We start from the raw sequence: 13048 nt of genomic DNA, 5'->3' as shown, positions 1-13048 counted from the left end.
AGTAATCTCCTTGATAATTATTAGCCCAGCAAGAAGCTGAACCCCTTGGAAATTTCCGCCAGACTGAATTTATTTAGGAACAATGAAAAGCTCATCCAGGCACTTAAAGCGGCCAAATCCCGAAAAGGCGGCGGCAGATAGACCGGAGGGGCTAAAAGTTCATGATTCCGTAAATCTCTCAACAGAGGGATATCGTCCAAAACCAGTTTGCCGCAAAATAACAGCGGAATTGCGTCAACCCGCTGCTGGCTGATAGCAAAACGGATAAAATTATAAATAAGAACAAAGCCTTTGGAATAGGATAAATCCTTGGTAAATGGTCCGCCAGTGGGCGTACTGCCGCGAAACACCCGCACGGCATGATTATAACTATCCTCTTCTGTCAGGCCGCACTCGAGAAAATAACGATAAATATCAAGAAAATCAGCACCCTGACGCACTTTGTCCAGCGCGATTACCCGATTGGTAATCTTGCGTACCCGCCCAGGGTAAGAAGAGAATGTCACGATCTCGGTAATAACTGCCAGTCCTTCCTGAATAACCGAACTGGAAGGAGATCCCTTGGACAGGAAAAAACAATAAGGCTGCATGGAGCCATTCAGGGTAGTACCGACATGCACCCAGCCTTCATGCACCTCGAGATATTTCAAATCCCTGTCGCTGAACATGGCGTGCTGGCTTAATTTGATATTGTCGGCGCCCGCTGAGGCATCAGCGACCATATCGTCACTGACAACCACCGTCACTTTGCCAGGATGCTGATCAAAATAAGAGCCTAAACGGGCTTCCAGGATTTGCTGAGCCTGGAATGGTGTATGACGCTTTAAATCCGCATCAGACTGTAATTGAACATCGAGAGCGGTTAACACATCAAACAGCAAAGTACCCAGTTCGGACAGACGCGGCCCGCCTGAATAAAACACATCATTGGGGCTGCCATATAATTCCATCGCAATTTCACTGAAGGCCGGGGTGCCTCGCACCGCCAGCATCTCCACCGCGCGGCTGTATTCTTCGCATTGGCGTTTGATTAATCGAGTTACAGGAGAATATTGACCCAGGCTATTATTGGAGTCGCGCAAGATTAGCCGGAACTCTTCTTTTTTTTCCTGCACATCAAAGGGGAGCGGCTTGTTATCATAGTAGGTTTTATCAACCAGAGGCAATTTTCGGGCTTTATTTTCAAAAAACTCCCTTTTGATCGTGTCATCCCATTTGATACTGTCCAGGATACGAATTTTACGCTGTGCTTCCACCATACGCTTGGACAGCTCTTGGATCACTGTTAATTCGCTAGATTCACTGGACATTTCGTCAACCCTCTCTGTTAGCCTGCTTGTGCACCTGCGTCAATTGGCGGAACAATACTGACTACTGCATTTTGCTTTTGATCAGGCAAATCATAAAAATGACTGATATTATCACTGGTCAGGGGCGATGGTACGTTAAGTGATGGTCCATTTTGACTCCTTAAATACAAACTTTCACCATTACTGGCATAGCGTGAGCAAGAAGAAAGCAGCACCATTATTACCATAACTATAAAGCATTTTTTCACAACTATCCCCATTAACTTAAAGAAAAAACAACAATTTTTGAACTTTCTGACCTACGTACAATCAATAAACGCAAATATCAGGACAGGCGGTTACATTTTTTGAGTCAGCGATTAGTGTAGCCTGTTTGATACTTAAAAGTAACACACCCTAACCTCATTTTAAATTAACTGAAGCTCCTGAAGCGCTTTCTCCAGCTCCTCATGATAACTTTCAGACAGAGGGGTCAATGGCAGGCGCAATTCATTTTTGAGTAAATTCATTTTGCTTAAGGCCCATTTGGCAGGAATCGGGTTTGCTTCACAGAATAATAATTTATGTAAGGGCATCAGCTGGTCATTATAGCGAAGGCAAGCTGCCTGATCTTCATCAAAAGCAGCATCACACATTTTAGCCATTAACCGCGGAGCAACATTGGCCGTTACTGAAATAACCCCTTTTGCGCCAGCCAGCATCCAGCGCGCGCCAGTTTCGTCATCGCCACTGTAGACATCCATGCGAGATTCGCACAAACGAAGAATCTGCTGCAGACGGGTCATTTGCCCAGTGGCTTCTTTAATACCGATGATATTCGATATTTTATCCAGTCTGGCCACTGTTTCTGGCAAAAGATCGCAGGCCGTACGCCCGGGAACATTATAAAGAATGATAGGAATGGCAACATTCTCAGCCACATGGCGATAGTGCTGGTACAGACCCTCTTGTGTCGGTTTGATATACGCCGGTGTCATAATGAGGGCAGCATGAGCACCGCACTCCATTGCCATGCGTGTCAGTTCAATGCATTCTCGAGTGGCATTGGCAGCGGTTCCCGCAATAACCGGAATGCGCTCACGTGCCTGCTCAATTACCGTTTTAATCACCAGATGTTTTTCTTCTTTGTTTAAGGTACCCGATTCTCCGGTGGTGCCTGCTGCGACTATGGCATGGGTTCCTGCGGCAATATGAAATTCAACCAGTTCGCGCAGGGCTTTTATATCGACCTTGTCGTCAAGCAAGGGAGTGGTCAAAGCAACTATACTACCTCGAAACATAATATCCTCATTTTTTTAGGAATAATTCTGCCAATACTACTGGGGGAATTAGTTTTTCTCAAGATTTCTTCAATCAGCTCAAAAGGTAATTTTTAATCAAGATGATTAAAATTGAGCTATTATGATAAAGAAGGAATCTAAAAAGATGAGGAAACATCATGAAAAAAACCTTACCCATTCTAGTGTTTGCAGGAGCTTCTTCCTTTATGACAGCCTGTACTAACACTGAAGTAGGAACCGCAACCGGAGCCGCTGCGGGAGCAGGTATCGGTTATGCCGTCTCAGGTGGAGATGCCTGGGGAACTGCCATTGGAGCAGGTGCGGGCGCTCTGGTAGGACATCACATAGGCCGTGAACAGGATCGACGCTATTACTATAACCGTTATTATTACTACTAATACGATTGTAGAATGAAGAGTTAGTTCAACTGTTTGTCACGACACGGCCTTAACAGTTTCGCTATGATCTGTGAAAGCAGACGGTTGTTTGAAATTTAAACCTGCTTTCACAGATATTCAACTCTTCTTTGTGGCGGCAGAATTCCTGCATACAAAACTAATTGAGCCCGTTCTTTCAAGATAAGCTTTTTCAATGCGGGCAAAATCCTCAGTGTTTAACTGTCGGCGCATTTCTGCTATCAAATCATTTTGGGTAATATGAAGCCTGTTCATGGTATCCGTTTGAAACTCGCCCTGGTTAAAGAGCAGATAACAGCGCCCTTTCAGAACGTGTTCACAGGCTTCAAAATTTAAGGTAAGCATGGCGATAATCCGGTGCAGCAGCATCAGACTGAATGTTGCTACCAGAGTAGACACCAAAGTAGCTGATCCATTGATACCTCTGCTGATTAATCCCCCCAGGATGATTAATAGAAGATAGTCAAACGAAGTTTGCAAATTAAAACGTCGATTTCCATAGCGCAGGACAATTGTGCTGATAAGGAAAAGAATAGCGGCACGGATTACCATGTATAAATAAGCCTGATCCTCATTGATGTGTCCCATAAACATCATCCAGTCCATTTGTACTCCTGATTAATCATTCAATTACATCATTGGTTTTAACATAAGCCATGGCGTCACTACAATCCGGCTAACAAATTAAGTTATTGAATGGATGCGCTAATTCAAATTACTGCTATACTTCTTCACAGACCATTTTACAAGGATTGTGTTATGAAACTTCAGAATAAAGTTGCTGTTGTTACCGGGGCCGCCAGCGGAATTGGAAAAGAAATCGCACTGCTTTATGCAAGTGAAGGCGCAAAAGTAGTCATCGCCGATTTAAATCTGGATCAGGCAGAGCAGGTCGTTAGCGAAATAAAGTCCAAAGGCGGCGAAGCAATGGCAGTCGCTATGGATGTAACGAATGAGCAGCAAGTCGATGAAGGAATTGAATCGGTTGTCAAAAAATTTGGCAAGATTCACGTTCTGGTAAGCAATGCCGGTATTCAGATTATTGAATCAGTCGATAAATTATCATTGGCCAATTGGAAAAAAATGCTGGCCATCCACTTGGACGGTGCATTTTTAACCACCCGTGCCTGCCTGAGACACATGTATGCTTCAGGTGAGGGTGGCAGTGTTATTTATATGGGCTCGGTCCATTCCAAAGAAGCCTCCAAATTAAAAGCACCTTATGTGACTGCCAAGCATGGCCTATTGGGTTTATGCAAAGTCGTGGCCAAAGAAGGCGCTGCCTATCGTGTTCGCTCTAATGTCATCTGCCCAGGCTTCGTGAGAACCCCGCTGGTGGATAAACAAATTCCGGAACAGGCCAAAGAGTTAGGAATCAGCGAACAGGAAGTGATTAAAAATGTCATGCTGAAAGAAACCGTCGATGGGGAGTTTACAACTGTTGATGACGTTGCCAATACGGCTCTTTTCCTTGCGGCATTTGAAACAAACGCACTGACCGGTCAATCCATTGTAGTCAGTCATGGTTGGTTTATGGAGTAAGCCCTTACAGTAAAAGGAGTTTAACATGAAGGAATCTGAAGTAAGAGACAAGGCCTTTGCAATGCCTTTAGCGAGCCCCGCCTATCCGCGTGGACCTTATCGATTTAATAATCGTGAATATTTAATTATTACTTATGAAACGGATATTGATCTGTTAAGAGAAGTAGTACCGGCCCCTCTTGAAGTAACCGAGCCGCTGGTTAAATTTGAAGTTATCCGCATGCCTGACTCTACAGGATTTGGAGATTATACTGAATCAGGACAGGTCATTCCGGTTAGCTTCAAAGGCAAAAAGGGCGGATACACCCATGCCATGTATCTTGATGATTTGCCGCCAATCGCCGCCGGACGCGAAATATGGGGCTTTCCAAAGAAACTCGCTAATCCCAAATTGTATGTAGTCCAGGAAACCTTAATGGGAATTCTTGACTATGAAACTACTCGTATCGCAACGGCCACTATGGGTTATAAATATGAAAGCCTTGACCATAAGAAAATTCATAGTTCAATGGTCAGTCCTAACTATTTGCTGAAACTCGTTCCGCATGTGGATGGTACTACACGAATCTGTGAACTGGTTGAATATGAACTGCAGGATGTAGTTATCAAAGGGGCCTGGTCAGGACCTGCTCAGCTGGAACTATTCCATCATGCCCTGGCACCGATCGCCTTATTACCGGTAAAGAAAGTCGTAAATGCAGTACATATTCTGAGTGACTTGGTATTACCTTACGGGAAAGTGGTATACGATTACCTGAAATAAGGAACTATATGCTGATTTTAGTTGGATATCTGATTATTCTGGCAAGTGTTTTTGGCGGGTTCGCGATGGCTGGTGGTCATTTAAAGGCAATTTTTCAGCCGATTGAATTACTGATTATTGCCGGTGCTGCGATTGGATCGTTGATTGTGGGAAGCAGCCCGGCAGTGTTGAAATCGATTGGTAAAGCCCTTCCTGCTGCATTTAAAGGCCAGAAAGCGCCTAAAGCAGTGTACATGGATTTATTGGGTTTGATGTATGCGCTGCTCAATAAAGCCCGGCAGGAAGGCCTGATGTCACTCGAGGCGGATATTGACGATCCACAGAACAGTACAATTTTTAGTAATTATCCGAAAATTGCGGCGAAACACCACATTGTCAGTTTTATCTGTGATTATTTTCGTTTGATAATCACTTCCAACCTGCAGCCTTTCCAACTTGAATCACTGATGGATGCTGAGATAGAGTCGCATCACCAGGAAGAGATGATCCCGGTGAATGCGATTACCAAGCTCGCAGATGGCATGCCCGCCTTTGGTATTGTTGCCGCCGTGCTTGGCGTAGTGCACACGATGGAATCGATCAACCTTCCCCCCGCGCAGCTAGGGGTTCTGGTCGCGCAGGCGCTGGTAGGTACTTTTCTCGGTATATTGCTGGGTTATGGTTTTATCGGGCCTGTAGCACAAGCAATGGAGCAGCGTGCCAATCAAACACAAATTATGCTGAATTGCATTAAAGTAATCATTCTGGCAAGCCTGCATAATAACCCCCCTATTATTTCACTGGAGTTTGGGCGAAAGGTTCTATTCAATAATGACAGACCGTCATTTAATGAGTTGAGCGAGGAAATCAAAACTCCTAAAACAGCTTAAATTCGGAAAAATTACCTAAATGGCTAACAAAGAAGAAACCCCACCCATTATTATAAAGAAACGTCATGGGCATAGTCATGGGCATCATGGGGGATCCTGGAAAATTGCCTACGCCGATTTCGTTACCGCGATGATGGCCTTCTTTCTGCTCATGTGGTTATTGGCATCACTGAACAAAGCCCAGAAAGATGGCTTAGCCGAATATTTTAAGCAGCCTTTAAAGATATCGCTTATAAGCGGGGATAGCATGGGTTCCCGAGAAATAACCGTAAAAGGCGGCGGTGATAATTTAGAGAAGAAAGATGGCCAGATTTCCGGTAACAATCAACCAGCCAAGTCAGGCCAGCAATCCACCGCCGGCAATCTCAAACAGGAAGAAATGAAGCAGTTGAAGGAGCTGCAATCCAACATCATGCTGAGTATCGAAAATGATCCTGCTTTAACAGAATTAAAAGATCGCATGCTAATGGACGTGACTTCGGAAGGCCTGCGGATACAATTGATTGATAATGACGATAAGCCTATGTTTGGGTTAGGCAGCGATGAGATTGATCCAGCGATGGCACAGATCCTTGCGAAAATCGCCGTTTTGCTAAACTCTGTTCCCAATAAAGTAACCATCCAGGGGCACACTGACGCCCATCCCTATCATAATCCGGAAGATCTGGAACAAACCAACTGGGAGCTGTCAACGCAACGCGCCAATACAGCAAGGCGTGCCCTGCTGAAAGCGGGGTTAAAGGAAGATAAAGTAATGCGGGTTACAGGCTATGCCTCAACTGTTCTGCTGGATAAAAAGGAGCCGCTAAATCCCAAAAATCGACGCATCAGCATCATTGTGATGAAGAAAAATGCTTCCGCTAAAATATTAGAGGAAGATTAGTTTCTGTGAACCCAATTTATTTTTAGACTCTATTTCATAACGAGCACTGTTCCAACTCATGAAGATAGGTGCACAAAAAACTGTCTTTGCGAGCGTTAGCGAAGCAATCCAGCTCATTACTTTGTTCAAATTCCGATCTAGATTGCTTCACTTCGTTCGCAAAGACGACAGGTTAGTTGCTTGGTTCTATTCACGCAACAACGCAGTTCCGCTCAGGCTGAATAAACCGCTTCGTCAGGGAGGTTAATACCTGTTTGCTGCTCATCCTTATCCGGTTGAAAAAAGCTCGCTCGATTGTTCTTATCCTGATCGATATTATTTACAAGCAGTGTGGCGTTAGCTAAAGCGATTTCTCGATCAATTTGAGAATATAATTCTGCGCTATTAATATATTCATTACCAAACCCTTTTTTGCTTATATTAAGATGAATACCGCTACCGATTTGACTGATGTAATCTTGCAGTTTATCTTTTTGCAAAGCTGAAACAGGAACAAGATCGGCAGGCCTTTTCTTTTTATACTCATTTAGCAGCGCTACTACTAACCATCCGATAAGTGGTGTTATAAAACTAAGTGTCATCAATGTGCCGAAAGCGTTGTTTAAACTATGTCTGTTTGTTTCATCATCAACATATTGATAGGTCGTTGAGTTTAAAATATCACACATTGTATCCATCATATTTAAACATGCCTGAATATACAGATCTGGGCATACCAAATTTTCCAGAGGCGAATAACCTGCTTGAGTGCAGTTAGCCAGGGACTTGGAACCAAAATTAAGAAAGTTGGGATAGTAACCCACACACCCAAAAGAAGCAGGCGTGCATCCATCATCATCTTGTGCCATAAAATCGAATCTTTTCCTATATAAAAGTTTATTGTCTTCCCAGTAAGGATTAAAAAACTTATGATTTAGTCGACCGACTAACCCTCCCCATACAGCAGTTAAAGCAAGGCTGCCCAACACAGTTGAAGCTTGCCATCTGAAAAAGGATTTTTCATAGGCACGCTCCATTTCCAAAATCTCTTCTTTAAGTTGTTGTAATTTTTCAACACGTGTCAGCAAATCCTGTTTTTCAGAGATTGGGATAACAGGCGGTAATTCAGGTTTTATATCTGGATTTTCCACATCTATTTTAGAATAGCTATTTTCTTGAGTGGGTTTAAAAAAACCTAAAAATCTGCGAAACATGATTCATCCTTATAACCGCTTGCTTACTTATTTTTAGGCATTCTAGCTATAAGGATTACACTAAACAATATAAAAAGTCCTTAAGTCAGCGTTCTTGCATGTTTCTTAGTCTCTTGCCTGCAACAGCTCCTGCAAAGGTTTCGGGAGCAGGGACTGGAGTTTTATTCGTAATCTATCTTCGTTTTTATGCCATAAAGTTCCCAGGTAAATAATCAGAAGTCCAATGCAGGCCAAAGCCGCAGGAAATCCCAGGCTGTCTTTAAACACATTCGATGCCAGATGCCCCAGATAAAAAGCCACACCGATGCCTCCGAAAATCACAAATACCTTACGGTTCAGAACAACACCAATAATGATCATCACCAAATTAATACAGAGATAGAAGAATTTCGACAGCTCGCTGTCGGAACTTTGGCAGGTGAGACCTCCCCAAAAAGCAATGACACCAAAAATATAAAGCCAGAATGCATAATCCGCTGAATGACGCGAACGAACATCTACCCAGAAAGCAATCAAAACTATAACCAGTCCAAAATACATGGAAATAATGGCTCTGAATTCAAAATCCATAGAATGCGGATCAACAATCAATGCCGCCACATCCATCGAGAGATACCACAGGGTTACGGCGATGGGCATAATCATGAAAGGATAACGGTACAGCCAGGCCATGATAATTCCCACAATTAATGTGCCTGCTTCCATATAAATCCAATGCCATTGAACCCAGTAATGAAATTCATTATATACACTGTCATCAGGCCACCATCCCATGCCTTTCTGCAGCCCATAAATAGCCAGCGGGGTTAGAGCGACAACAAAGGTTGCACAAATACCCGCTGGTATCGGAAAGTTCTTTTGGGCGAGTATATGGGCCAACCCCAGACCGACTGCTGCATAGAGCAATGAAACATAAAATATACCCATACCGCCGTAGTGTTCCCAGCTGACATTCATAAAAATGGTCATGGCCCCAATAGCGATTAAGCCGCCCAGGTAATAAAGAACATTGGTGAAATCAAAATGGGGTTCGTGTGCGGACTCTGCCTTGATAAATTCCAGTAAACGACTCGCCTGGTTTTCATCGATGATTTTTGCCTCGACTGCTTTTTGTAAAAGCCTGCCTGAAATTTTCATAGCCCCTCAAAGTGAACTGAGCTTGTCTAAATAAATTATAGGAGGCTTATAAGCATTTGAAATGAAATCCAAAAAATATTTACTTAAAATTATTTAACTGTGAATAAAATACTGAAAAATAGCCAAAGCAGCAGACAAATCAGCCAGGTATAACGAAAGGGAAGTATTGTTTTACGCTTGCGTAAAGTGATAAAAATAAATGGAGGCAGGAGAGTTAAAATGAGAAGAAATAAAATCTGTACAGTTTCAGCCGCGAACTGTTCAAAAGGAAAAAAGGATGCGATAAAACTCATAGCGCTATGAAATGCATATTTATTGATCAGCAATATCCAGACGATCCAATCTTCATAAAGGGCTACGATGAATGAAGCAATTAACAAGGGCAGGATGAGTTTAACACCAGGAATTGCGAAAATTTTCTTAACGACGCCGCCAAACTCCTCCGCAAAAAAAACGATTATTGCCGAGCAAAACACAACCAGTGCCAAGGTTAATAACACAGTGCATTTCTCCAAAACGATGGAAAATTGATATTAATCAACTATAACTCCGATGCGGCTTGCTTATCAAGGATCATTGTCGTCGCACGATCACCTAACCCGCTACGTACCGCGACTTGTTTTTTCAATTAGCCTTAAGTTTTTCTTGACATTAGAGTGTATGAAAAAAATCCTCTCTCCCCTCAGGGGAGAGAGTTAGAGAGAGGGGGTTAAAATCAACCCTCACCCTAGCCCTCTCCCAAACTTGGGAGAGGGGATTTTCTCTTACGTTACACCCACGCCGGCTCAAGAATAACAAAAATTCATTAACTTTAACTTAATGGCAATGTCCCCAACCCTCTACACAATTGATCTTTCTGGAGCTAACCCTCCAACTCCTCCCATCGAGAATATAATTTTGTGAGCTCAGCTTCATCTGCTTGAAGCTGCTGACCAAATAAGGCAATCGCCTGGGCATCCTGTTGGTAAAAATCAGCTTCCGTCATTTTTAACTGCGCTTCAGCAATTCTTGCCTCCAGCGTTTCAATTTGCTGCGGCAATTGCGAAAGCTCACGTTGCTCATTAAAACTTAGCTTACTCGAAGTATTCGTCCGTTTTGGCGAGGCCTTGGCTGAGGATACAGCGGAGGCAGACTGTCGCTGAGCTTTCTTTTGCATCTGGTAATCATCGTATCCACCTACATACTCGTTAAACTGCCCTTCGCCTTCCCATACCAGCACACTGGTCACCACCTGATTAATAAATGCGCGGTCATGGCTAATCAAAATTAAGGTGCCGGGGTAATCTACCAGCATGGTTTCCAAAAGCTCCATGGTCTCTATATCGAGATCATTGGTTGGTTCGTCCATGACCAGAAAATTGACCGGTTTAGCCAGTAATTTCGCCAATAACAGACGATTTCTCTCGCCTCCGGACAAACTGGAAACAGGCTGATTGAAACGCTCCGAGGGGAACAAAAAATCCTTCAGATAACTGGCAACATGTTTTTGCTTGCCATTGATGCTGACATGATCCGCCCCATCCGCAACGTTTGCCATCACGGTCTGTTGCTCGTCCAATTGCCTTCTGAGCTGATCAAAATAGGCGACCGCCAGCGATGTGCCTTGTTTCACTCGACCTGAATCGGGGGTCAATTCACCAAGAAGCAGGCGAACAAGTGTGGTTTTACCACAGCCATTAGGTCCAATAATACCCAATTTATCACCGCGGGAAAGCAGCAGCGAGAAGTCGCGTAGAATCGTCTTGCCGCCTATCTGATAATTAAGCTTCTCTGCTTCAATGACCACATTCCCCGAATGAGCAATCTCAAGATTAATGCCTTTGACTTTACCCTGCTGGTTTCGGCGTGCTTTATACTGTTCCCGCATCGCTTTTAAAGCACGAACCCGGCCTTCATTGCGAGTACGTCTGGCTTTGATACCAGTACGAATCCAGGCCTCTTCTTCCGCTAAACGCTTATCAAATAATTCATTATGACGCTGCTCGGTCACCCGCATTGCCTCACGCCGGTCCAGATAGGTTTCATAATCACATTCATGGGTGTAGAGTTTGCCGCGATCAATTTCCACTATGCGATTGGAGACAGCGCTAAGAAACTCCCGATCGTGAGTTACCAGTAAAACGGCTCCCTGATAGCTTTTCAGATAAGATTCCAGCCATTCAATGGCTTCCACGTCAAGATGGTTGGTCGGTTCGTCTAGCAGTAAGAGATCAGGATTGGCTATCAGTGCCGCTGCAAGCAATGCCCGTCTTTTCATCCCTCCAGACAATTTGTCCATTCTTGCAGAAGGATCAATACCCAGACGTGAAGCCATTGTGTCGACTCGAGGCAAAAGATCCCAGGCATGCAAATTGTCCATTTGCTGCTGGCAACGAGCTAAAGCCGATAAGTCCTCGCCTTGAGACAACTGGTAGAATTCGGCTAACACCTCACCCGTTTCTCCCAGACTTTTTACCAGAAAATGATACACTGTTTCATTATCATGCACAGGAACTTCCTGCGTTAATCCGGCAACTCTAAGACCGCTAAGACGGTTTATCTGTCCACTATCGGGCAGCATCTCACCCTGCAATAAGCGCAGCAAAGAGGATTTGCCTGCCCCATTTCGCCCCACCAGGGCGACACGATCCTGGGGCTGGATTTGCCAATCGGCTTCATCAAGCAGCCTGTTGCCACCCACATTCAAGATGACTTTATTTAATGTCACAATGCTCATGTATTTCTCGTTTTATAAATCTAAGCCGTGGGGAAATGCCTTACTGCTCATCCGATTTCTTAATCACTAATGTCTTGTTTGTCTGTGTGAGGCTAAAATGCGATAACACATTCATACCCATCAACAACATATCATCCTCGGCACCTAAAATAATGACAGCTTTAACATCATATAAAGTGAAATTACCGAAAGAGAGTTTATTTACGCGTGTCAGGGAGCCTTCAACGGTTCCTTTTGCGGTTTGCATACGGATTGGATAGCGCCCGCTTAAATTTAATTCCCGCGCAACTTTTTCTGGTATAGCTAAGAGTGTAGCCCCTGTATCAATGATAAAATGGACAGGTTGACCATCAATTGCGCCATCGATGCGATAATGCCCCTGCGCATCTGCCTTGATGATTACCTTGCCTGGATGGCTTTCGACACGCCCTTTGTCAGATTGGCCATGGTAATAAAAAAATATAAACAGCAAACCAAAAAGGAGAATCCAGGTAATAATAAACATCCGACGCCCGGTTTGGGCGTACTGATTATTATCCACTGAATTATCCTGTAACAGACTTGTCAAGCACCATTATGCCATCCATTTCGACCTGGGAGTTACGCGGCAATGCTGACACGCCAATAGCAGCGCGAGCAGGATAAGGCTCGACAAAAAAGCGGCTCATTGCTTCATTTACCAGAGGAAAATGATTTAGGTCGGTCAGATAGACATTCAATTTGACGATATTAGCCAAGCTGCCGCCTGAGGCCTGACAAACAGCGGTTAAGTTATTTAATACCTGATCTATTTGCAGTCGAATTTCGTCACTACATAAAACACCGGTCGCGGGATCCAATGGGATTTGACCAGAAAGATAAACTGTGTCGCCGCAGCGGATAGCCTGACTGTAAGTTCCAATAGCAGCCGGAGCCTGTTCACTATGAATTGATTGCATT

General features: G+C 43.9%; 15 protein-coding genes. 5 read left to right on the top strand and 10 right to left on the bottom strand.

Annotation, left to right across the window (positions count from 1 at the left end; genetic code table 11):
• Positions 1 to 20: 20 nt before the first annotated feature.
• The 3 genes from B1207_RS12590 to dapA form a co-directional block, all read right to left on the bottom strand.
• Positions 21 to 1310, bottom strand: a complete 1290-nt coding sequence (locus B1207_RS12590; RefSeq protein ID WP_112220306.1) for a flavohemoglobin expression-modulating QEGLA motif protein — start codon at positions 1308 to 1310, stop codon at positions 21 to 23.
• Between the two features lie 17 nt (positions 1311 to 1327).
• Positions 1328 to 1558: a hypothetical protein gene (locus tag B1207_RS12585; RefSeq protein ID WP_407927356.1), complete on the bottom strand. Its 231-nt coding sequence runs from the start codon at positions 1556 to 1558 to the stop codon at positions 1328 to 1330.
• Positions 1559 to 1717: 159 nt separating this feature from the next.
• Positions 1718 to 2590 carry a 4-hydroxy-tetrahydrodipicolinate synthase gene (dapA, locus tag B1207_RS12580; RefSeq protein ID WP_112220305.1) on the bottom strand — a complete coding sequence of 291 codons (873 nt, stop codon included), beginning with the start codon at positions 2588 to 2590 and terminating at the stop codon, positions 1718 to 1720.
• Positions 2591 to 2748: 158 nt separating this feature from the next.
• Here dapA and B1207_RS12575 point away from each other — a divergent pair, with 158 nt between their 5' ends.
• Positions 2749 to 2988: a glycine zipper domain-containing protein gene (locus tag B1207_RS12575; RefSeq protein WP_058507602.1), complete on the top strand. Its 240-nt coding sequence runs from the start codon at positions 2749 to 2751 to the stop codon at positions 2986 to 2988.
• Between the two features lie 117 nt (positions 2989 to 3105).
• On the opposite strand, the gene B1207_RS12570 is transcribed toward B1207_RS12575, so the two are convergent.
• A complete protein-coding gene (locus B1207_RS12570; RefSeq protein WP_112220304.1) occupies positions 3106 to 3612 on the bottom strand; it encodes a YetF domain-containing protein in 507 nt (168 codons plus the stop codon).
• 153 nt (positions 3613 to 3765) lie between these two features.
• Here B1207_RS12570 and B1207_RS12565 point away from each other — a divergent pair, with 153 nt between their 5' ends.
• The 4 genes from B1207_RS12565 to motB are packed head-to-tail and all read left to right on the top strand — an operon-like array spanning position 3766 to position 7063.
• Positions 3766 to 4548 carry a 3-hydroxybutyrate dehydrogenase gene (locus B1207_RS12565; protein WP_112220303.1) on the top strand — a complete coding sequence of 261 codons (783 nt, stop codon included), beginning with the start codon at positions 3766 to 3768 and terminating at the stop codon, positions 4546 to 4548.
• A 25-nt stretch (positions 4549 to 4573) separates the two neighbouring features.
• Positions 4574 to 5311, top strand: coding sequence for an acetoacetate decarboxylase (locus B1207_RS12560; RefSeq protein WP_112220302.1), 738 nt, complete (start codon positions 4574 to 4576; stop codon positions 5309 to 5311).
• Between the two features lie 8 nt (positions 5312 to 5319).
• Entirely contained in the window at positions 5320 to 6180 is an 861-nt protein-coding gene (gene motA, locus B1207_RS12555; RefSeq protein WP_112220301.1) for a flagellar motor stator protein MotA, read from the top strand.
• Positions 6181 to 6199: 19 nt separating this feature from the next.
• Complete coding sequence (motB, locus tag B1207_RS12550; protein ID WP_112220300.1) at positions 6200 to 7063, top strand: flagellar motor protein MotB; 864 nt, start codon at positions 6200 to 6202, stop codon at positions 7061 to 7063.
• A 212-nt stretch (positions 7064 to 7275) separates the two neighbouring features.
• Here motB and B1207_RS12545 read toward each other — a convergent pair whose 3' ends face one another.
• From B1207_RS12545 to B1207_RS12520, 6 genes are all read right to left on the bottom strand, one after another.
• Complete coding sequence (locus B1207_RS12545) at positions 7276 to 8256, bottom strand: hypothetical protein (protein WP_112220299.1); 981 nt, start codon at positions 8254 to 8256, stop codon at positions 7276 to 7278.
• A 105-nt stretch (positions 8257 to 8361) separates the two neighbouring features.
• On the bottom strand, positions 8362 to 9393 hold the full coding sequence (locus B1207_RS12540; RefSeq protein WP_112220298.1) for a DUF2157 domain-containing protein: 1032 nt from the start codon (positions 9391 to 9393) through the stop codon (positions 8362 to 8364).
• Positions 9394 to 9482: 89 nt separating this feature from the next.
• Positions 9483 to 9893, bottom strand: coding sequence for a hypothetical protein (locus tag B1207_RS12535; RefSeq protein ID WP_112220297.1), 411 nt, complete (start codon positions 9891 to 9893; stop codon positions 9483 to 9485).
• Positions 9894 to 10255: 362 nt separating this feature from the next.
• Positions 10256 to 12109 carry an ATP-binding cassette domain-containing protein gene (locus tag B1207_RS12530; protein WP_112220296.1) on the bottom strand — a complete coding sequence of 618 codons (1854 nt, stop codon included), beginning with the start codon at positions 12107 to 12109 and terminating at the stop codon, positions 10256 to 10258.
• 40 nt (positions 12110 to 12149) lie between these two features.
• Positions 12150 to 12650 (bottom strand): retropepsin-like aspartic protease family protein, encoded by a 501-nt coding sequence (locus tag B1207_RS12525; protein WP_253255865.1) that lies wholly within the window; start codon positions 12648 to 12650, stop codon positions 12150 to 12152.
• A 4-nt stretch (positions 12651 to 12654) separates the two neighbouring features.
• The gene (locus B1207_RS12520; protein WP_112220295.1) at positions 12655 to 13047 is read right to left on the bottom strand and encodes a RidA family protein; all 393 of its coding nucleotides are present in this window, start codon (positions 13045 to 13047) and stop codon (positions 12655 to 12657) included.
• Position 13048: the final 1 nt, after the last annotated feature.

This window comes from Legionella quinlivanii (genome assembly GCF_003265995.1).
In the GTDB taxonomy this organism is placed as follows: domain Bacteria; phylum Pseudomonadota; class Gammaproteobacteria; order Legionellales; family Legionellaceae; genus Legionella_C; species Legionella_C quinlivanii_A.
The sequence above is the reverse complement of the archived record's forward strand: the minus strand, read 5'-3'. Positions and strand labels throughout refer to the sequence as shown.